The sequence below is a fragment of the Paenibacillus favisporus genome, from assembly GCF_040545415.1.
Lineage (GTDB): Bacteria > Bacillota > Bacilli > Paenibacillales > Paenibacillaceae > Paenibacillus_AQ > Paenibacillus_AQ favisporus.
The window spans coordinates 1,023,651-1,043,359 of the sequence record NZ_JBEPLV010000003.1; the positions used below are offsets into that span (position 1 = coordinate 1,023,651).

The window sequence follows — 19,709 nt, forward strand, 5'->3', positions numbered from 1 at the left end:
TGGACTCATTCCAAAGGAGGGAAGCAGGATGTATTTAGCTTTACGGGAAATCAGATTCGCCAAGGCCCGTTATTCTTTGATTGCAGCCATCATGCTGCTGATTTCGTTTCTCGTGCTGTTCGTCACAGGTCTTGCCCAGGGCTTGGCCTATGATAATGCAGCCTCGATCCAAAATATGCCCGCCACCCATTTCGTGCTGGAGCAAGGATCCGATCATCGCTTTACCCGTTCACAGATCAGTGGGGAGAAGCTCGAACAGACCCGGTCCGTCGTGGGCGAATCGAATGCGGAGCCGCTGGGGGTGCAAATGACGAGCGTCGTTCTTTCCGGTGGCATTCAAAAAATCGACGTTGCGCTGTTAGCCGTTAATCCCAAAGGATGGCTGGCACCGAATCTAACCATGGGGGCTACGGAGAAACATGAAACAGGCGGTGTCGTCGTGGATGAGAAGCTGGCGGAGCACGGCGTCAGATTAGGATCCATCCTGGTCGATCAAGCTTCGGGAACCCGGTGGACCGTAACCGGTTTTGTCAAAAATGAGTCGTTCAGCCACGCTCCAGCCGTGTTCTTGAGTAAAGAGGAGTGGATGGGGCTTCATTCGCCATCGTCTGCGCAATCAGGGTCCGGCAGTTCCGAAGGGCAGGCCGCATATAACGCGGTTGCGGTTAAGGCTACGGAGGGTCAGGTCTCTAAGCTTCAAAGTGCGGTTCCGAACACAGAGATCATCAAGAAGGCGGATGCTGTGTCGGCGACTCCCGGATACAAAGAGGAACAGGGCTCCCTTTTGATGATGATTGCGTTCCTGTTTGTTATCTCGGCGTTCGTGCTGGCTGTCTTCTTTTACGTCATCACGATTCAAAAAACGAGCCAATTCGGCATCCTCAAAGCGATTGGTACACGCACTGCGTATCTGGCCGGAAGCGTGACGCTTCAAGTACTGCTCTTATCCGTATTCAGCTTGGCAGTCAGCATTTTTCTGGTGAAAGTGTTAGAAATGGCGCTTCCCGGGACGATGCCGTTTCAGTTAGGGGCGGACATGCTGGCGCTTACCTGCGCTGCGTTTATCGCGATGTCCTTGGCCGGCTCGCTGTTTTCGGTGTGGAAGGTAGCCCGCATCGAAGCATTGGATGCAATAGGGAGGGCAGCAGCATGAACAATCGCTTGGAAATGCACGACATCACACGCACTTTTGCAGACGGTGGATTTCAGCGGACGATCCTGGACCGTCTCAACCTGAAGGTAGCGGAAGGGGAATTGGTCGCCGTCATGGGACCGTCGGGCTCCGGCAAGAGCACGTTTTTGTCGATCGCCGGGGCACTGCTGCAGCCGACTGGAGGAGATGTCTTGATCGACGGCAAGTCCATAATCGGCCAGGACAAACAAGCCCTTTCAGAGCTGCGCCTGAGGAAGATGGGTTTTATTTTTCAGAACGCCAATCTGATACCGTATCTCAAGGTGGAGGAGCAGCTGATGCTCGTGGCTAAGCTGGCGGGGAGCGGTAAGGAGGTTTGCTCGGCGAGGGCTGACGAACTGCTTCAGAAGATGGGGCTGACGCATCGGAAGAATGCCTATCCGCATAAGCTTTCCGGGGGTGAACGGCAGCGGGTGGCGATCGCCAGGGCGCTGATGAATGACCCCGCCGTATTGTTCGCCGATGAGCCGACAGCAAGCCTGGACGCTTCGCGAGGGTTGGAAGTTGTCGCCATGATTGCGAAGCAGGTCAAGGAGCAGCGAAAAAGCGCGGTGATGGTTACGCATGACGACAGGGTGCTCCCATATTGCGACCGGGTATTTTATCTGGATAAAGGAAAGCTGACGGAGCATCCGGTGTGACATTCGATAAACGCACCTGATGACCCCGGAACCGATCGTCGACGAGAGGGTGCGCGAAGTTTGCGCTTTTATACAAAGATCGTATGCTGCTCCCATTAGACTTGGAGATTTGGCCAAGGTAGCCAATACGAGCGAGGGTCATCTGCGTCTTCTATAATGGTGTCTCCTTATCAATATTTGCTGCAGGTAAGAATCGGGAAAGCGCAGGAACTGCTGCTTGCCACCAACAGGCCGCTTGCCGATATCGCCGCTGAAGTTGGGTTCGAGGAGTACAGCCACTTCCTGGCCACCTTCCGCAAAATCGTTGGCATGTCCCCTTCACACTACCGGAAGAACAATTCGTTGTATCAATAAAACGCTTACCGTTACCGTATCCATCTATGATACAATGGAGCATATTGGTATTTATACAATGGTCAATTCAAGTACTTGGGAGAGGGGCTTTGCGTATGTCGAAAATTTTAACACGGGCTGAAGTGCCGGTGGAAACCACCTGGAACCTGGACGATATCTTTCCGTCCAAAGAAGCATGGGAACAAGAATTAAATGATATTCAGCGGGATATCGGCACGGTTACGAAATATGAAGGCGAACTAAGTCAAGGCGCTGACACTTTGCTGGCCTGCCTGCAGGCCCAGGAAGAGCTTTCCGGCAGAATGAGCCGGGCAGGAGCGTATGCGTACCTGCATCAGTCTGGCGACAGCATCAATCCGGAGAATCAGACGAACGCTTCGAAAGCGCGCGACCTTGCCTCGCAGGTCAGCTCGGCGTTGTCTTTTATCAAATCCGAAATCATTGCGCTTCCGGACGGTACGATTGACCAGTACATAGCAGATCAGCCCGAACTGCAGGAATTCGAGCGCAGCCTTCGCCTGCTCCTGCAAACGAAACCCCACCGCTTGACGGCGGAAACGGAGAAGGTGCTGGCCTCGCTGGGCGAGGTATTGGATGCCCCTTACCGGATTTACGAACGGAGCAAGCTGGCCGATATGACCTTCAAGCAGGCGGTGAACGGCGAAGGGGAAGAAGTACCGGTTTCGTTTGCCCTGTATGAGAATAAGTACTGCGAATCGCCCGATACTGAACTGCGCCGCAACTCGTTTAAAGCGTTCAGCGACACGCTGCATAAATACCGGAATACGTTTGCCGAGGCATACGGCACCGAAGTCAAGCGGCAGGTCATTGAATCCCGCCTGCGCGGTTACGAGTCCGTGACCGATATGCTTCTGCGGCCGCAGCAGGTCACCAAGGAGATGTACAACAACGTCCTGGATATTTTGCAGGAGGAGCTGGCGCCGCATATGCGCAGATATGCCGCCCTGAAGAAAAAGGTGCTCCAATTGGATGAGATGACGTTTGCCGACCTGAAAGCGCCGCTCGATCCTGATTACAACCCGGAAATATCCTTTCAGGAAGCCGGAGAATTGATCAAGGAAGCTTTGGCCATCCTCGGACCGGAGTACGGGGAAATCGTATCGGATGCCTTCCGCAACCGCTGGGTGGATTACGCGGACAACGCCGGCAAACGCACGGGGGCTTTCTGCTCGTCGATTCCGGGCGTTCACTCGTACATTCTGATCAGCTGGTCCGACAGCATGCGCGGGGCGTTTACGCTCGCTCACGAAGTAGGGCATGCCGGCCATTTGATGCTTGCAGCGAAATACCAGCGGCTGACGAATGCCCGTCCGTCCCTGTATTTTATCGAGGCACCGTCAACGATGAACGAGCTCCTGCTGGCGGATCATCTTCTGGCGCGGTCTAGTGAACCTAGAATGCGCCGCTGGGTGATTTCGCAGCTGCTCGGCACGTACTTCCATAACTTTGTGACGCATTTACTGGAAGGCGAGCTCCAGCGTAGAGTTTACGATCTGGCCATGAAGAATGTGCCGATCACTGCGGTAACCTTGTGCGAGCTGAAAGGCGATATCCTGTCATCGTTCTGGGGTGCGGACGTGGTCATCGACGAAGAAGCCAAGTTAACCTGGATGCGCCAGCCGCATTATTATATGAGCTTGTATCCTTACACTTATGCAGCCGGCCTCTCTGCATCCACTGCCGTCGCCAAGCTGATCCGGGAGGAAGGACAGCCTGCGGTGGACCGCTGGCTCGAAGTGTTAAAAGCCGGTGGCTCTATGAGCCCACTGGAATTGATGAAGCTGGCCGGCGTGGATATGTCTCAGCCCGATCCGATCCGCAGTGCGGCCGCTTATGTCGGTTCCCTGATCGATGAGCTTGAGAGTTTGTATTGATTTTTTCATGAAGAGACGAAAGGTCCGGATTTACCGGACCTTTCTTTTTTAGATCGATGATTGTTTGACGAGCGTACTACGATTGCTGGATGTGTGGAATAACGGCCATGTGAAGCTAATATTGTACATTTTCAAAAACGGAATACTTTCCCCCGGACTCTTGCACCCGCAAGAGTTTTTGTCGTTCCAGGTAACGTACGTGAGCTGCGGTTTCCCCAAGCGCAAACCGTGCGCTGTCGTTGTCAAAAACTTTGGAGAACAGCCTCATGCTAATGTCATATATCGTAGTACCAGCGCTTCCAGCCTCATGTACAATGCCCAGGACATGATCGAGCCGCTCCTTATGGTGGGCAATCACCGATTCAAAATAGTCCGTCTGCGGCTGAAACACCGGTCCGTGTCCGGGCAGAACGGTGCGAACCATCCGTCTTTGCAGCGCGTTCAATGTCGCGAAATATGACTCAAGCGGATTACCCTCATCCTCTTCGTACTGATATGTGATGTTGGGCGTGATTTTCTGCAGCAACAGATCCCCGCCAATCAGCGCCTGCCTCTCCGCATTCCAAAACCCCACGCTGCCCTCGGCATGACCGCCGCCAAGTACGATTTCATACGGCTCCCCGGCGAGCACGATCGAGTCACCTTCCAGCAGGTTTACCCTTGTACCCGTAATTGGGGAAATTTGATGGAGCAGCTGCGAATCCAGCTCAGCTACATCCTGAGCTAGAGTCTCCGGCATGCCGCTTTTTAAATAAAAATGGAGATTTCGCACCCCCTGCTCTTTGCTGAAATAACGCTCGGCCAAGGCATAAGTCTCACCACTTGCATTCACTTCGGCTCCCGTCCAGCGCTGCATCTTCCCGGCAAACCCATAATGGTCAGGATGGAAATGCGTGATGTAAATATTGCGGATATCAGAGGGCTTTACATTGAGCTGATGCAGCGTCTGCACCCATGATTTCTCGGTAACTAAGGTGTCCAGCCCGGGATCGATGACGCTCCAAAAAGACCCGTCCTGAACGAGATAGCTGTTCACGTGATTGAGTCGAAAGGGAAGCGGGATGCGAATCTGATAGATTTGCTTCAGCGGCGTCTCCATGAATTGGTCTCCTCTTTGTCGAAGTTTAGTGAGAACTATAGATCAATGTCGAGCCCTGCGTCAATGACATATAGATTTTATTTGATTTTATATAGAAAAGTTCAATTAGACTTTTAATTCCTACCGGTTTAGTATGATTAAAAATGTTTCACAGGCAAACAAAAAGGAGGTGAACCTCAAATGGCCGCCGTTTTAACTCGAGAAGAAATTGAGCCGGTTCTTACCGGTACGAAGTTTCATCAATTTCTGGGCATCCGGCTCGAAGAAGTGAACGAGCAGTCCGTTACGATCCGGCTGCCCTATAACGAGCTCTTTTATACCTCTGCCGACGGATACATCCACGGGGGGATTCTTGCCACAGTCATCGACATCGCCGGATATTTTGCCGTGTTCAGTCAGCTGAATCAGCCGGTTCCGACGGTCGATCTCAAAATCGACTACCTGCGTCCCGGGAGGGCGGGGGATCTGCTGTTTACCGGTTCCGTAGTCAAGCTGGGGAGGACCGTCAGCATCGCCGACATCGTGGCTGCCGATACAACCGGTAAAGCGATTGCGATCGGAAGAGGATTGTTTAGCTCAAAACAGGAGTAAGAAGCCAACAATATTAAGAATACAAAGGTGGAGCAGCGATGAACTCTTACAATTTTGCAGAAATCATTCGTTCCTCGGCAGCCCGTGCTCCTTTAAGTCCTGCGATCATTGCCCAAGGGAGAACGATAAACTACGGTGAGCTTCAAAGCCGTACAAACCAGGCGGGCAATTTGTTTGCCGGACTTGGTGTTGAGCCCGGAGACCGGGTGGCCGTGCTATTCATCAATGACTTCAGGTTTTTGGAAATCTGCTTCGGACTGATGACCATAGGAGCGGTCCCGGTGCCGATGAATTCGAAGCTGGGCGCAGATACGCTTGCTTATATTTACAGGGATAGCGGCAGCCGCTTGCTGGTGTACCACTCATCTATGGGGGACAAGGCAAGGATCATTCATCAGGAGGCTGATGTCGCGGCAAGCGTCATCTGCACGAAGGAATCACATCCGGACGATCTCGGGCTGAATTCATTGGTGTATGATGAAATACTATCGTCACAGAATACCCAGTTGGACCTGTATCCGACCCGCGGCGGCGATCTGTGCCTGCTTCCGTACACCTCCGGATCTACGGGAAATCCCAAAGGATGCCGCCTCACTCACAGCGGTCAGCTGTGGAACGTAACGGCGATTGCCGAAATCCGCGACCTGCATCAGGAAGACCGGATCGTGATATCCCTGCCTCTTTATCATAAGAATGCCATGCTGTCCATGAAGGCGGTGTTTTATTCCGGGTCATCTGCCGTTATCCTACCGGCGCCTGAGCCTGCGGCTATTTTTCATGCGATCGGGACGCATCGGGCCACTTATATTTCCGGCGTTCCAGCCCTGTACCGCATGCTTGTGACTCACCTGAAAGAGTCATCCGCTTCTTATGATCTCAGCTCACTGAAGTATGCGATATGCGGGTCGTCCGATACGCCGGTTGAACTCCTGGAGGACATCAAGCAGTGGATGGGCATCGAGGTGTATGAAGGTTACGGCCTTACCGAAGGAGGACCGGTTGTGCTGGAATCGCGTAAAGGCCTGCACAAGCCGGGATCGGCCGGCTTTCCGCTGCCGGGATGTTCGATTCGGATCGTAAATGAGACAGAAGCAGATGTCCCGGAAGGAACGATAGGCGAATTGTGGGTGAGTAACCCCGGCGTAGCGGACGGCTATTGGAATCTGCCGGACGTGACGCGCAAACGGATCACTTCAGACGGCTGGCTCAAAACAGGAGATATGGCGTGGCAGGACGATGAGGGTTATGTCTACATTGTTGGACGCAAGGACGACATGATCAACGTAGGCGGCGAGAACGTCTATCCGAAGGAAGTCGAAAACATCCTGCTTCAGCATCCGCATGTCGAGGATGCCTGTGTTCTTCCGATCCCTCACGAACTCAAGGGGGAGGTGCCGGCAGCATTTGTCGTGTTGAATCATCCCATCGATCGTGAGGAAATCAAGCGGTTCTTCATTGAGCGGGGACCGGCCTATGCGCATCCACGCGAGATTTACGAATTGGACGCTTTTCCGCTGACCGGTCCGGGGAAAGTGGATCGGACGCGGCTCAAACAAATGTTGGCCGAACAATTACAAAAAGGAGTGGGCAAATCGATATGAAAGCAGCGCTGATTCTTGAACATGGAGATCGAAACAATGTGGTGGTTGGGGATTATCCGAAACCGGAAGCCGGTCATGGAGAAGTTCTGGTCAAAGTCAAGGCGGTATCCCTGAACCATTTGGATATTTTCGTTAGGAGAGGGATTCCTGGAAGAAAACTGGACCTGCCCCATATTTCGGGCGGAGACGTCGCCGGCGTCGTCGAAGAGATCGGATCCGGGGTCACGAACGTTAATCCCGGTGACCGGGTCCTGATCGATCCGCATATCCCTGGCAAAGGGGCACTCGGTGAGGATACAACGGGTGGGCTGGCGGAATACGTAAAGGTTCCGGCAATCAATTTGATTCCTCTTCCGGAGGATATCTCCTTTGACGAGGCGGCTGCACTGCCGATCGCCTATGGAACGGCCTGGCGGATGCTGATTACGCAGGGCAGGCTTCAGGCCAACGAAACGATTGTCATCTTGGGGGCTAGCGGCGGCGTAGGGAATGCCGCGGTGCTAATCGCCAAGCTGGCAGGGGCTCGCATTATTGCGGCAGCCGGATCGGACAGCAAGGCGGAGAAGCTGAAAGAGCTTGGAGCGGATCATGTGATCAATTACAGCAAAACCGATTTTTCCAAGGAAGTATGGGCTTTAACGGACAAGCAAGGCGCGGATATTGTAGTGGACTATACCGGGAAAGCCACTTGGCCGCAGAGCATCAAAGCGACACGCAAAGGAGGACGGATTCTGACCTGCGGAGCAACGACGGGATTCGAGGCCGTTACGGACCTCCGGTACGTATGGGTCCGCGAGATTTCGATCATAGGCTCCAACGGCTGGGGAGAGGGAGATCTGCATACGCTGTTGGATTTAGTAAGCCGTAAAAAACTGAAGCCGGTCATCGACCGCGTACTTCCGCTGGAAGATATCAGGGAAGCGCACCGTTTGATCGAAGAACGGGAATTTTTCGGCAAGATCATCATTCATCCTTAAACAAGCCAAGGAGGAGCGAACCATGGGAGTCCAATTAACGTTTGATCATGCCGTACATTTTGTGAATAAACCTGAGCAAGCGCCGGAAGAACTTGCAGGGCTGGGGATTCATACGGTGAACGGCGGGAGGCACGAATCGGTAGGAACGTACAATGCGCTAACGTATTTTGATCTTCGCTATATCGAATGGATCGGCATTTTTGACCCGAAGCTGCTGCCTCCCCACCAGGATACCCAACGTTACGGGCTCGTGGATACGCTGGCAGGTGACGGTTATGTCGAAGGGCTCAGCCGGATCGCGCTGCGGACGGAGCAAATGGATGAGTTGGCGGAGCAGCTGGCTGCCGGGGGTAATCAGGTGATCGGCCCTGTGGATTGTTCCCGCAGAAGGCCGGACGGGAAACTGCTGGAATGGAAGCTGTTGTTCGCAGGTTTACCTGACGAAGGACTGCCGCTGCCATTCTTCATCCAATGGAATGATTCTGATGAAGACAGAAGGGCCGAACTAACGGCAAACGGCACCATTACGGATCATGCCCGGGGGCCCATGACTCTGGATTATGTGGCGTTTACGGTTCGCGACTTGGGAAAAACGGTCAGCCGTTGGGCGAAATGGCTCCACTTAGAGGCCGGAGAAGCCGTCTATGATGACTATTGGAAGGGCAAGAAACAAGTCATTGATCTGGGTTCGTTCCAACTGGTATTTCTGGAGCCCGATCAAGAGGGACCCGCAAGGGAGTACTTGCAATCAAGGGCAGAACGTCCGTTTCTAGTCGGACTGAACAGCGGTCAGGAAGGCTCACCAGAGCAGTACGTCAACATCCACGGTTCTTTCTATCATTTGAAGTAGTCGAAGGGGACGCCTGAAGGAAAGGAGAGGCATCGCATGGCGTTACGTACCAAAAAAGATACTAAAGCGAAAAACCTATGGATCCGATTTGTGCAAATTGTATTTATTGCCGCACTGCTGGCGGGCATGCAGCTGGCGGTGTCCAAGGAGTGGGTGAGCCGGGTATTCTTGGCTTCCCCGTCCCAGATCGTACAGGAGTTCGTATATATGCTCAAAGAAAACACACTTTGGCCGCATTTGTCCGTTTCCCTGCAAGAGGTTGCGGTAGGATATCTCATTTCGGCGGTGGCGGGTATCGGGCTTGGGGTGCTGTTCGTATCATTCCCGTTATTGGAAAAGCTGATCGACCCGCTGATGGCGGCGATCATGGCCATTCCAAAGACGGCGATCATGCCGCTGCTCATTGTATGGTTCGGCATCGGCTTCAAAAGCAAGGTCGTTCTGGTTATACTATTCTGTTTCTTTAACATTTTGTATAACACCGTAACGGGTTCCAAGCAGACCCGAACGGAGCATTTGAAGCTGGCCAAAGTATTTAAGGCGAGCCGGGCGCAAACGGTATTCAAGGTTTTGCTGCCTTCGGCGCTTCCTTCCATTTTCAATGGGCTGCGTGTGACGGCGGCGACGGCGATCACCGGTGTCGTATTTGCCGAGATGGCTGCGGCCAAGAACGGGCTTGGTTTCCTGCTTAATGAGTCTCAGGCTGTGCTGAATACGCCAAGATTGTATTTAGTCATCATCGTGGTGACGGTATTATCTGTACTGTTCGTCGGGCTGATCAACCTGATCGAGAGATTGGTATGCCGCCGGTGGATGCCGAGCCGCGTCGCCTGATTAAGATTTTTACATTAAATAAGGGGGGAGAGTCACATGTACTCAAATCAATGGTTAAGCAAAACAATTAGCGGAGTTATCTCATTGTCCCTGGTTTTCACGCTCGCCGCTTGCGGCTCGTCTTCCAAGGATGCTCCCGCTTCCACCAGCTCCACTGGTTCTGCTGAAGCTGGAAGCGGCACGGAGGCAGCTTCAAGTACACTGGACAATACAACCGTGGATATCGCTGCAGGAATTCCGCCATGGAAAGGGTGGGACAACAAGGAAGTCACCCTTACGGCCGGTTTTTCCAAAGGGATGACCGGAATTGCCAATCAGTTTGCCATTGACAAAGGCTGGTATGAGGATGCCGGCATTCATTTAAACTTTGTCGATACGATTAACCCGGTTGCGGCTTTCGGAGCCGGAGAGGTCGATATCGCCGACGGGGATCCCGGAACCTATATCCCTGCCATTGTGAACGGGGTGAAAATTAAAGTCGTCAGCAATATGTGGAGAAGCCGCGGGGCTTACTGGATTATCGCCAAGCCCGGAATCAAGTCGTTCGCCGACTTGAAAGGCAAAAAAATTGGTTCTGCGCAGCCGATCGGAGGTATGCCGCTCACCTTGATGGAGGTGCTCTCGCAGAACGGCATCGATCCGAAAAAGGATGTTCAGCTTGTGCCGAACGGCGTGTATCAATCCGCCTACGCGACGTTTGAATCGGGCGAAGTCGACGCCACGATTATTCACCAGCCGTTCGCAACGATGGCGGAGCAAGCAGGCAAGGGGAATGTGCTGGCCAAGACTTGGGAGTTTATGCCGAAATACCAAACCGGCGTGCTGGTAGCCAGCGAGAAGCTGATCAAGGAGCAGCCAGAAGTAGTCGAACGCGTACTCGAAGTGTATTTCTATGCCAACGAATACGCCAAGACGCATCTGGATGAATTCCTGCCTTGGGCAGCCAAGTATTTGAACCTTGATGAGAAGACGGCACGTACTGCAATCGAATCGGAAATCGTCCTCTGGGAGAACGACCCGATCGTCGATAAAAACCGTCTGCAAGTGACCGAGGATCTGCTGAATCAATACGGCATGCAGCGGGACAAAATCTCGGTCGACGGCACATTCGACAATACGTTTGCGGAGCGCGTCGCCAAAAGGCTGAAGCTGGGCAAATACAAGGCGAACAATTAAAAGGGGAAGCGGGAAAGGAGCTGATGTCATGCCGACAATCGAGCTTCGGCATATTACCAAGGAATACGAAAATATCGATGAAGAGCAAACCTATGCGCTGCACGACATTAACCTGACGGTGCAGGACGGGGAATTTGTGTGCGTGCTTGGTCCAAGCGGTTGCGGAAAAAGCACGCTCCTGGAAATTACCGCGGGTCTGCTTTCCCAGACGAGCGGAGAGGTGCTGCTGGATCAGGTTCCGCAAGCCGGAACCAGCCGCGACATCGGCGTCGTGTTTCAGGATTCCGCGTTGTTCCCTTGGCGGAGCATCCGCCGCAATATCGAATTCGGCTTGGAGATTGCCGGCGTCAGACGCGAGGAGCGGCGCGCCAAAGTTCAAAAGACGATCGAGCTTGTAGGCTTGGCGGGTTTCGAGGACAAGTATCCACATCAGCTCTCCGGGGGCATGAGGCAGCGCGCCGGGCTTGCCCGGACGCTGGTTGCCGATCCGCGGGTCATCCTTATGGACGAGCCTTTCAGCGCGGTGGACCATTTAACACGGTTGACCTTGCAGGACGAAATGATACGTATTTGGGAGAAAGAGAAGAAGACGATCTTTTTTATTACGCATGACGTGGCTGAAGCCGTCTATTTGGCGACAAGGATTGTCCTTCTTAGTCCGCGTCCCGGCCGCATCCAGCAAATCTTCGACGTTCCGTTCGAACGGCCTCGTAACCGGAACGATATGGAACTTTTGAGTATCGTGGAAAAGATTTATATGGCAATCAACAACCCGGTCCAGAGCAATGACACCGAATATTTTATTTAACCGAATGAAAGGGACTACAGGCCGGATGATATGGGGGGGATTTCGATGAGAGTCATCATTACGGGAGGGAGCCGGGGGATCGGACTTGCGATTGCCAGGCAGCTGTCCATCTCCGGTCATGAACTGCTGTTGGTGGGGCGGAACGGGGAATCATTGGCCGAAGCGCGAACCGCGCTTGGTGGGAATGCACTGGTTTTCACGGCAGACCAGACGAGCGAGGAAACACCGGATCGGCTCATTATATATATGAAGGAACATCAATTCCAACCGGACGTTCTCATCTTGAACGCTGCCGCTTTCTTCGATGACACCCGATCCGTTACAGAGCCAAAGGGTGAAGAGCTGGAGCGCATCCTTCTGGCCAATGTCGTATCCAACTACAATTGGGTGCGAACTTTGCTTCCGCTGATCCGCCAAGGTGAATACCCACGCATTCTGGTCATCGGGTCGACGGCCGGACTGCGGGCGGATACCTCGCTGTACGGCATTTCCAAAGCGGCGCTCCGAAATTACGCGCTCGGTCTGCGGGAGGAACTGAAGCCTGCCGGAGTCGGTGTGACGCTGATCCATCCCGGCGGCACCTTTACCGAGCGGCGTGTTCCCAATGAGCGAACAGCCCCGGACCGACTGCTGGAAGGCAGCGACATCGGTTTGCTGGTTGCAGCCATCTTGTCTTTAAGTCCACAGGCGGTCGTCGAAGAGCTAACGGTCCGACCGATGCTGGGCGACACTTTTTAGTCGAAATTAGCTGGCATTGGAAAAGGTTCATTTCATGATTTCACGATGGGGCAATACGTTTGATTGACGGATTTTGGAAGAACGGATAAGATGAGGTGAATGTTTCTGACGAACACAACAATTTAGAGGAGCGTTTGTATTGGATCAGTTTCATATTCAAGTGGACCTGGCCTTGGGACGGATGTTTGAAATTTATAACCTCCTGAATAAAAAACCAAAAGAATATGTGTCCGGCATGCTGCTGTATTATTCGGAAATCCATATGATAGAAGCCATTGGAAGGCATCAGGACTCCAATTTGACAGAGCTTGCCAGCATATTGAACATCACCAAGGGAACCGCCTCCAAGACGATCGCCAAATTGGGCTCCAAGGGGCTCATCTGCAAGTTCCAGCGGGAGGATAACAAGAAAGAGGTCCATTTCCGGCTGACGGAGCTTGGACAGCTTGCGTTCGAAGGCCATTACCGGTATCACGAGTCCCGAAGCTCGGATATCGATCGGGACTTCGACAGTTATTCCCCGGACGAGCAGAAGCTGATATTGCACTTTATTGAGCGTTATACCGAAGAATTAAGCCGCTACCTTGAAGAATGACAATGTATACTACATCATCGGAGTTAGAAGGAGGAATTCGCATGGCCAATCCCGGTTTAACGAATACCGGTTCCGCTGCGAAGCTGCATGAACGCTTGGTGGACATCCGCCGCAATCTGCATCTGGAACCCGAATTATCCAATGAAGAGTTCGAAACGACGCGCAAAATCAAAGCGTGGCTGAAGGAAGCCAATATTGAAATTCTGGATTTACCCAACCTGAAGACGGGGGTCATCGCCCAAATCGGGACCGGCCGGGAACCGATCATGGCCTTACGGGCGGATATCGACGCGCTGCCGATCGATGAAGAGACGGACGTTCCGTTCCGATCCAAGTTTGCAGGAAAAATGCATGCTTGCGGCCACGATTTTCATACAACCGTTGCCTTGGGAGCCGCCTATCTATTGAAGGAAAAGGAGCAAGAGCTTCAAGGAACCGTACGGATCATTTTCCAGCCGGCCGAAGAGACTGGACACGGAGCTAAAGACGTGGTGGACTCCGGTGGGTTGGAAGGCGTATCGGCGATCTTTGGCCTTCACAATTCGCCGGAGCTTGCGGTAGGAGAACTGGGCACATGCGAAGGCGCCATCACCGCCGGCGTTGACCGGTTCGAAATCGTCATTAACGGAATCGGTGCCCATGCGGCAACACCAGAGAAAGGGACCGATGCGATCGTCGCCGCCTCCCAAATCATCCTGGCTCTGCAAACGATCACCAGCCGCCGGGTCAGCGCACTCGATGCTGTCGTGGTCAGCGTCACCCGGATCTCTGGTGGGAACACATGGAACGTCCTTCCAGGGACAGTGGAGCTCGAAGGAACGGTAAGGACGCTCGATGTGGAGGTACAGAAACGCATTCCGGACACGATCCGGCAAATTATTGACGGAATCGGAGCATCGGCGGGGGTGTCAGCCGAGCTGAAGTGGTATCCCGGACCGCTAGCCACGATCAACGACGCATACTGGGCCAAGTTTGCCAGCGATGCGGCGGAGGAATCCGGCTATGTCACCAAAGTGCTTGGACCAAGCATGGGAGGAGAGGATTTCTCCTACTATCTCCAGCACATCCCAGGCGCATTTGTGTACGTAGGGTCTAACTCGCCCTATGCGCTGCATCATCCGAAGTTTAATCCGGAAGAGGATGCGCTGCTCCCGGCTGCGGAATATTACAGCCATCTGGCGGTACGCTGTCTCAACGAAATGAATACTCGATAAGCCGCGAGCTTCGCGGCTTTTTTATTTCCCGGTTTGTGCCATTTGCTTCTGCATGCTCGAAATGCTCACGACAACTAGGCAAATGAGTGAAGACCGATCGATCCTTAAGCCATGACAAGCCGACCGGGAATGTTTAAAATGGATGGTAATCGACGATAGTAAGCCACACGCAGAGGAGATTTATATGAATGATCGATAACACCTTGTCATTTACGAATTTAAGCAAAACGATATCCTCGGTCTCTAATCGAATCATTTTTTCGCAAATCGCCGGCACCGTCCCCGCAGGGGAGAAAATTGTATTCGTCGGGCCGTCCGGCCAAGGCAAAAGCACCCTGCTGCGCATTCTTGGCCTGCTGGATGAAGCGGACAGCGGGGAAATGCTTCTGCTCGGAAAGCCGCTGAACGAGTGGAATCCGCAAGCCTGGCGGATGAACGTCTGACACGTCAGTCAAACGCCGGTCATGCTTGAAGGTTCCATCGAGGATAATTTGCGTACGGTGAGCAGGCTTCATCATACAGAATATGATCCAGCCTATGCAGCCCATTTGATGTCAAGCGTTGGGCTTGGAGATATGAGTTTGTCCAAAGAAGCTTTCACCCTTTCGGGCGGTGAAAAGCAGCGGGTCGCTCTCGTCCGGTCTTTATTGCTGCGTCCCAAGCTTCTGCTGCTGGATGAGATCACTTCCTCGCTCGACGATGTCAGTAAATATGCGGTTGAGCGTTTGATTACGGACATCAATCGGCAGGAGGGGACGGGTTACGTCTGGATATCCCATGATCGCGACCAGGCAGCACGGATCGGGGACAGGGTATGGTCGCTCTCCAATGGGACTTTGTCGGAGGGAGGGATATCATGTCTTTGATCGCGCTGGCTTCGACGCTTGTATTTATTGCGGTATCTGTTGGCATATCCATATGGCAAAAGCTTGGCCTCGAGCGAGATATTCTGATTGGAACGATTCGTTCTGCGGTACAGCTTCTCGCCGTCGGTTTTGTCCTTCAATACATATTTGGCACACACCATTTCCTGCTCGTTGCCTTAATCCTGGTCGTTATGATTGCGGTAGCTACCTGGAATGCGGGCAAGCGTGGAAAAGGGCTCAAGCGCATCTATTTGTACGTAGGTTTGACCATTACGATTACGGAAGTAGTTACGATGGGGTTGCTGCTCGCTCTAAGCATTATCCCGCTCACAGCGCGTTATGTTATTCCAATCAGCGGCATGACTATCGGCAACGCCATGGTCGTGTCCAGTTTGTTTTTGAACCAAATGAAGCGGGAAACGGTGACCTCGAGGGGAGAAGTCGAAACGCTGCTGTCTCTCGGCGCGAGCCCGCGGCAGGCGATCCATCGCATGCTGAACCGCTCGGCGCGCTCCAGCATGATCCCGACGATCGACGGGATGAAGACCGTCGGGCTCGTCCAACTGCCCGGCATGATGACGGGCATGATCGTGGCCGGAGCCAGTCCGCTGGAGGCGGTCCGTTATCAAATATTGATCATGTTTGCGTTCGCTTCATCGGCGGCGCTCACCAGCATTTTGCTGGCATTGATGAGCTATCGGTTATGGTTCGGTAAGCTGGGCCAATTTATGCGTTCGGATACATAAGTCGTTGCCATGTTGATTTGGATCGTATACAAGATGATGGCCAGCGGTACTTTGTTTCTACTTCGCAGGCATGGGCTTGGATAAAATTGCTTGAGGAGGATATTGGACATTCTCATCATTTTTTAATTTCTATCGCCTATAACTGTTAGTGAAGGGCAAAGCACTAATCCGCATGAATTTCACTTATCCAATACGACTTCTAGGGAGGGTCTTTATGAATAACAACACGAACCTCATCAGAAAGAGCCGTATCGGCAAAACTTTTATGGGAATCGGCTTGTGTCTCTCCGTCGCTTTTTCCGGAAGCATGCTGCTGCCGGCCCATCCGGTTCACGCAGCCTCGGTATCTGACAGCTCCGTGGCGGATCGGGTCATCGCGACAGGCAAACAATTTCTAGGCGTTCGTTATCAGTTTGGGGCACCATCCGGCCGAACGGACGGATTCGATTGTTCCTCATTCACGCAATATGTGTTCAAGCAAAACGGCATCGATCTGCCACGCTCTTCAAGAGAGCAATCGCAGGTAGGCACGCCGGTGTCCAAGGATCAATTACAGCCAGGGGACTTGGTTTTCTCCGATACGAATCATGACGGCGTCATCAATCACGTCAGCATTTATATAGGCAACGGACAACTGCTGCATACCTACAGAGTCGGTATTGGCGTGACAGTGTCCGATTTTGCAGGAAGCACCTGGGATCATACCTTTGTAACCGCTCGTCGCGTCATTTCCGACAATGGACAAGCTTCCGGCGGGCAGGCAGCAGGCAGTCAGGCTTCGAATGAACAGAGCAGTAACGGACAGAATGCAGGCAGCCTCGATTCCAATGGTCAGCATTCTGCTGATGCGTCAGTCACTGCATCATCGACATCTAACGACTAAAGTGATTAAGTACAAAAGTCGACAAACGAACTTAAGCATTCCTCACAACATCATTGGGGAAAATCCGAAGGTGCAGATGGAGAGCATGAGAGTAGAGAACAATAAAAAAGCATTTAAGGCAGGGTCTCTTGTGGGGCTCTGCTTTTTGTATACAGAAAATGTTAGGAAGGATTATCATTTGTTTACAATTTCAAGGTATGATCAAACTAGTACTGATTGTTGAAATGGAACAGTACCTATCTTCTCATCATTTTCTCATGAAATTCCAATATACTTGTCTTCGCAGCAGTAACCTGGAGGAGATATCAATGAAACGGATACTTATTATAGAAGACGAAAAGAGCCTGGTGCGTTTCATCCAGCTCGAACTTGAGCATGAGCAATTTTATGTGAAGGCCGCCTATGACGGATCCAGTGGACTTCAACTCGCTTTGGCGGAGGAATGGGATATGATCCTGCTGGACATCATGCTGCCTCATATGGACGGGGTAGAGGTGTGCCGCAGGCTCCGAATTGTCAAAAATACCCCGGTCATCATGCTCACGGCAAGAGACGGTCTCGAAGACCGGGTGCAGGGCCTTGACAGCGGGGCCGATGACTATATCGCCAAACCTTTTGACATCGAGGAGCTCCTCGCCCGCATGCGCGCGATTTTCCGCAGGATTGAGCTTCAGGATCAACCGAACCGGGCAGTTCTGACCTTCCGGGACATTACGGTGGATCTGGATGCCAGAGTAGCTGCCCGGGGCGGTACCCCCATCGAGCTGACGAAGCGTGAATTCGATCTGTTGGCCGTGTTTATGAAGCATCCAAACCTGGTCCAGACCAGAGATATGCTGCTCGACTTGGTATGGGGCTACGATTCACAGGTGGAGACGAATGTGGTTGATGTGTATGTCCGGTATTTGCGGAATAAATTAGATTCTGCCGGAGAAGAAAGCGTCATCCAAACCGTACGCGGAATGGGATATGTGATGCGGACATGAGACGAATAACTGATTGGCTCAAGCGGCTGCCTGTCATATGGAAGCTGATGATTGGCGCAACGCTGCTCATTTTTCTACTGTTTGCCACGTACAATTTTGCCCAATATCTGGTATTGAAGCACTGGATGCTGAACCAGGAACGGGACGCGCTTCATGTCATGATGTCACAGGTCCAGGGTTATTTGGAGGAACAGCAGGCAACGAAGGAATCGCTGGAATCACCGGAAGCGAGCTCTTTCATTCGCAATATTCTTGGTAAAAATCAAATGATCCGCCTGATTGACGACAACGGGGCGAATCTGCTGCTGGTTACGAACCATTTTAATCCGAAGTGGATCACCCCGCTGCCGATTACGACCAGCTCATTGCAGGATGCGTGGCATGGAGAAGACCACATTCTCATTTACCGGACACCCTTTGCGATCAAGAACGAATCGGGAACGGTCGAAATGGCGACAAATCTCGAAACTTTCGACCATTTTAACGCGACGCTGCTGTGGGTCATGGTCATCGGAGGCTTTCTGGCCGTATGCATCAGCGCTGCCAGCGGCTGGGCGATCGCGAAGCAGTTTTTGCGGCCGGTTAAGGCGCTTGCAGTTACCATCCAAAATGTGAAGCAAAACGGGCTTCAGGAACGCGTCGGAAACATCGGAAACGGGGACGAATTATCGCAGTTGGCCAGCCTGTTCAACGAGCTGATGGACCAACTGGAAGTGTCATTCCGCCAGCAAAAGCAGTTCGTGGACGATGCCTCGCATGAGCTGCGCACGCCCATCACCATTCTGGAAGGTCACTTAAACATGCTGAACCGATGGGGGAAAAAGGATCCGGTCATCCTGGAGGAGTCGCTGAATGCGTCGCTTCAGGAAGTCCGAAGGCTGAAGGGGCTCGTACAGGGGCTCCTGGCCCTGTCCAGGACGGATTCTTCAACATTGACCGATCATATCGAGCAGATCCGGATCGAACCGTTTATGACTCAAACCCTGAAGCGAATGGAGGATTTATACCCGGAGTTCGCTTTTCGCATGAAAGCAGAGGGTATCGGTAAAGTGGTGAGGATCAACCCGCTTCACCTGGAGCAGATGCTGTTGATCGTCATTGAAAATGCAGTCAAGTATTCAGCGGAACATAAAGAAATCGACATTCGCTGCTACGAAGAGCAAAAACGGGTGTGCATATCGATTCAAGATTATGGAATCGGCATACCGACGGCCGAGATCCAGCATGTTTTCGACCGGTTTTATCGCGTGGATCGGGCTCGCAGCCGAGAAATTGAAGGAACGGGCCTAGGCCTTGCGATCGCCAAAAATCTCATTTCGCTTTATCAAGGCGATATCGAGATTACGAGCATCGAAAACAAAGGAACGCGTGTAACTTTAACGTTCCCGGCGGTTTCCTCCTAAAGGGATGCTATCAATTGGCTGATTCTCATTAAATTTTCATATTCCTGCGTTAAGCTGATCTCTACCGATCGTTATCAGATCAGAACAAGCAGAAGGAGTATGAGAATGAGTATGGGTCAAATCGATTATCAACTATTTCATGTCATTAACGAGTGGGGAAGATCCGCTTCCTCCCTGAATCCTGTTATGCGTATCCTGGCGGAACGAGCATTTTATTTGTTTTTGCCGGACTGCTGGTTTATTGGTTCATCCGTAAGGAG

General features: G+C 52.5%; 19 protein-coding genes and 1 pseudogene. 19 read left to right on the forward strand and 1 reads right to left on the reverse strand.

The window, feature by feature from the left end:
* Positions 1–28: 28 nt before the first annotated feature.
* From ABID47_RS17735 to pepF, 4 genes are all read left to right on the forward strand, one after another.
* Entirely contained in the window at positions 29–1,153 is a 1,125-nt protein-coding gene (locus ABID47_RS17735) for an ABC transporter permease (protein WP_354498662.1), read from the forward strand.
* Positions 1,150–1,833 (forward strand): ABC transporter ATP-binding protein, encoded by a 684-nt coding sequence (locus ABID47_RS17740; RefSeq protein ID WP_354498664.1) that lies wholly within the window; start codon positions 1,150–1,152, stop codon positions 1,831–1,833. Before ABID47_RS17735 ends, ABID47_RS17740 begins: the two co-directional genes overlap by 4 nt.
* Before the next feature lie 156 nt (positions 1,834–1,989).
* The gene (locus tag ABID47_RS17745) at positions 1,990–2,187 is read left to right on the forward strand and encodes a helix-turn-helix domain-containing protein (protein WP_354498666.1); all 198 of its coding nucleotides are present in this window, start codon (positions 1,990–1,992) and stop codon (positions 2,185–2,187) included.
* Between the two features lie 95 nt (positions 2,188–2,282).
* Entirely contained in the window at positions 2,283–4,082 is a 1,800-nt protein-coding gene (pepF, locus tag ABID47_RS17750; protein WP_354498668.1) for an oligoendopeptidase F, read from the forward strand.
* Positions 4,083–4,197: 115 nt separating this feature from the next.
* On the opposite strand, the gene ABID47_RS17755 is transcribed toward pepF, so the two are convergent.
* Positions 4,198–5,181: an MBL fold metallo-hydrolase gene (locus ABID47_RS17755; RefSeq protein ID WP_354498670.1), complete on the reverse strand. Its 984-nt coding sequence runs from the start codon at positions 5,179–5,181 to the stop codon at positions 4,198–4,200.
* Positions 5,182–5,361: 180 nt separating this feature from the next.
* On the opposite strand from ABID47_RS17755, the gene ABID47_RS17760 reads away from it, so the two are divergent.
* From ABID47_RS17760 to ABID47_RS17830, 15 genes and pseudogenes are all read left to right on the forward strand, one after another.
* On the forward strand, positions 5,362–5,772 hold the full coding sequence (locus tag ABID47_RS17760) for a PaaI family thioesterase (protein ID WP_152404245.1): 411 nt from the start codon (positions 5,362–5,364) through the stop codon (positions 5,770–5,772).
* A 38-nt stretch (positions 5,773–5,810) separates the two neighbouring features.
* Entirely contained in the window at positions 5,811–7,373 is a 1,563-nt protein-coding gene (locus ABID47_RS17765; protein ID WP_354498672.1) for a class I adenylate-forming enzyme family protein, read from the forward strand.
* Positions 7,370–8,350, forward strand: a complete 981-nt coding sequence (locus ABID47_RS17770; RefSeq protein ID WP_116230587.1) for a zinc-binding dehydrogenase — start codon at positions 7,370–7,372, stop codon at positions 8,348–8,350. The genes ABID47_RS17765 and ABID47_RS17770 overlap by 4 nt, the downstream gene beginning before the upstream one ends.
* A gap of 22 nt (positions 8,351–8,372) precedes the next feature.
* Positions 8,373–9,200 (forward strand): VOC family protein, encoded by an 828-nt coding sequence (locus ABID47_RS17775; protein ID WP_354498674.1) that lies wholly within the window; start codon positions 8,373–8,375, stop codon positions 9,198–9,200.
* Between the two features lie 36 nt (positions 9,201–9,236).
* Positions 9,237–10,034: an ABC transporter permease gene (locus ABID47_RS17780; protein ID WP_354498676.1), complete on the forward strand. Its 798-nt coding sequence runs from the start codon at positions 9,237–9,239 to the stop codon at positions 10,032–10,034.
* An 84-nt stretch (positions 10,035–10,118) separates the two neighbouring features.
* Positions 10,119–11,210 (forward strand): ABC transporter substrate-binding protein, encoded by a 1,092-nt coding sequence (locus tag ABID47_RS17785; RefSeq protein WP_354498678.1) that lies wholly within the window; start codon positions 10,119–10,121, stop codon positions 11,208–11,210.
* A 28-nt stretch (positions 11,211–11,238) separates the two neighbouring features.
* On the forward strand, positions 11,239–12,018 hold the full coding sequence (locus ABID47_RS17790) for an ABC transporter ATP-binding protein (protein ID WP_354498680.1): 780 nt from the start codon (positions 11,239–11,241) through the stop codon (positions 12,016–12,018).
* Between the two features lie 45 nt (positions 12,019–12,063).
* Positions 12,064–12,756: an SDR family oxidoreductase gene (locus tag ABID47_RS17795; protein WP_354498682.1), complete on the forward strand. Its 693-nt coding sequence runs from the start codon at positions 12,064–12,066 to the stop codon at positions 12,754–12,756.
* Positions 12,757–12,895: 139 nt separating this feature from the next.
* A complete protein-coding gene (locus tag ABID47_RS17800; protein WP_089547191.1) occupies positions 12,896–13,351 on the forward strand; it encodes a MarR family winged helix-turn-helix transcriptional regulator in 456 nt (151 codons plus the stop codon).
* Positions 13,352–13,392: 41 nt separating this feature from the next.
* Entirely contained in the window at positions 13,393–14,565 is a 1,173-nt protein-coding gene (locus ABID47_RS17805; RefSeq protein WP_354498685.1) for an amidohydrolase, read from the forward strand.
* Positions 14,566–14,753: 188 nt separating this feature from the next.
* Positions 14,754–15,431: pseudogene (locus ABID47_RS17810) on the forward strand (ABC transporter ATP-binding protein).
* Positions 15,422–16,177 carry an ABC transporter permease gene (locus ABID47_RS17815; RefSeq protein WP_354498687.1) on the forward strand — a complete coding sequence of 252 codons (756 nt, stop codon included), beginning with the start codon at positions 15,422–15,424 and terminating at the stop codon, positions 16,175–16,177. Before ABID47_RS17810 ends, ABID47_RS17815 begins: the two are co-directional and overlap by 10 nt.
* Positions 16,178–16,391: 214 nt before the next feature.
* A complete protein-coding gene (locus tag ABID47_RS17820) occupies positions 16,392–17,060 on the forward strand; it encodes a C40 family peptidase (RefSeq protein ID WP_354498689.1) in 669 nt (222 codons plus the stop codon).
* A 308-nt stretch (positions 17,061–17,368) separates the two neighbouring features.
* Positions 17,369–18,046 (forward strand): response regulator transcription factor, encoded by a 678-nt coding sequence (locus ABID47_RS17825; protein WP_354498691.1) that lies wholly within the window; start codon positions 17,369–17,371, stop codon positions 18,044–18,046.
* Positions 18,043–19,449 carry a HAMP domain-containing sensor histidine kinase gene (locus ABID47_RS17830; protein ID WP_354498693.1) on the forward strand — a complete coding sequence of 469 codons (1,407 nt, stop codon included), beginning with the start codon at positions 18,043–18,045 and terminating at the stop codon, positions 19,447–19,449. The genes ABID47_RS17825 and ABID47_RS17830 overlap by 4 nt, the downstream gene beginning before the upstream one ends.
* The last annotated feature ends 260 nt before the right edge of the window (positions 19,450–19,709 follow it).

Bases quoted from the DNA above. Each gene is read 5' to 3' on its own strand.
- ABID47_RS17735 (WP_354498662.1), top strand. From the start codon at position 29: ATGTATTTAGCTTTACGGGAAATCAGATTCGCCAAGGCCCGTTATTCT.
- ABID47_RS17740 (WP_354498664.1), top strand. From the start codon at position 1,150: ATGAACAATCGCTTGGAAATGCACGACATCACACGCACTTTTGCAGAC.
- ABID47_RS17745 (WP_354498666.1), top strand. From the start codon at position 1,990: ATGGTGTCTCCTTATCAATATTTGCTGCAGGTAAGAATCGGGAAAGCG.
- pepF (WP_354498668.1), top strand. From the start codon at position 2,283: ATGTCGAAAATTTTAACACGGGCTGAAGTGCCGGTGGAAACCACCTGG.
- ABID47_RS17755 (WP_354498670.1), bottom strand. From the start codon at position 5,181: ATGGAGACGCCGCTGAAGCAAATCTATCAGATTCGCATCCCGCTTCCC.
- ABID47_RS17760 (WP_152404245.1), top strand. From the start codon at position 5,362: ATGGCCGCCGTTTTAACTCGAGAAGAAATTGAGCCGGTTCTTACCGGT.
- ABID47_RS17765 (WP_354498672.1), top strand. From the start codon at position 5,811: ATGAACTCTTACAATTTTGCAGAAATCATTCGTTCCTCGGCAGCCCGT.
- ABID47_RS17770 (WP_116230587.1), top strand. From the start codon at position 7,370: ATGAAAGCAGCGCTGATTCTTGAACATGGAGATCGAAACAATGTGGTG.
- ABID47_RS17775 (WP_354498674.1), top strand. From the start codon at position 8,373: ATGGGAGTCCAATTAACGTTTGATCATGCCGTACATTTTGTGAATAAA.
- ABID47_RS17780 (WP_354498676.1), top strand. From the start codon at position 9,237: ATGGCGTTACGTACCAAAAAAGATACTAAAGCGAAAAACCTATGGATC.
- ABID47_RS17790 (WP_354498680.1), top strand. From the start codon at position 11,239: ATGCCGACAATCGAGCTTCGGCATATTACCAAGGAATACGAAAATATC.
- ABID47_RS17795 (WP_354498682.1), top strand. From the start codon at position 12,064: ATGAGAGTCATCATTACGGGAGGGAGCCGGGGGATCGGACTTGCGATT.
- ABID47_RS17805 (WP_354498685.1), top strand. From the start codon at position 13,393: ATGGCCAATCCCGGTTTAACGAATACCGGTTCCGCTGCGAAGCTGCAT.
- ABID47_RS17815 (WP_354498687.1), top strand. From the start codon at position 15,422: ATGTCTTTGATCGCGCTGGCTTCGACGCTTGTATTTATTGCGGTATCT.
- ABID47_RS17820 (WP_354498689.1), top strand. From the start codon at position 16,392: ATGAATAACAACACGAACCTCATCAGAAAGAGCCGTATCGGCAAAACT.
- ABID47_RS17825 (WP_354498691.1), top strand. From the start codon at position 17,369: ATGAAACGGATACTTATTATAGAAGACGAAAAGAGCCTGGTGCGTTTC.
- ABID47_RS17830 (WP_354498693.1), top strand. From the start codon at position 18,043: ATGAGACGAATAACTGATTGGCTCAAGCGGCTGCCTGTCATATGGAAG.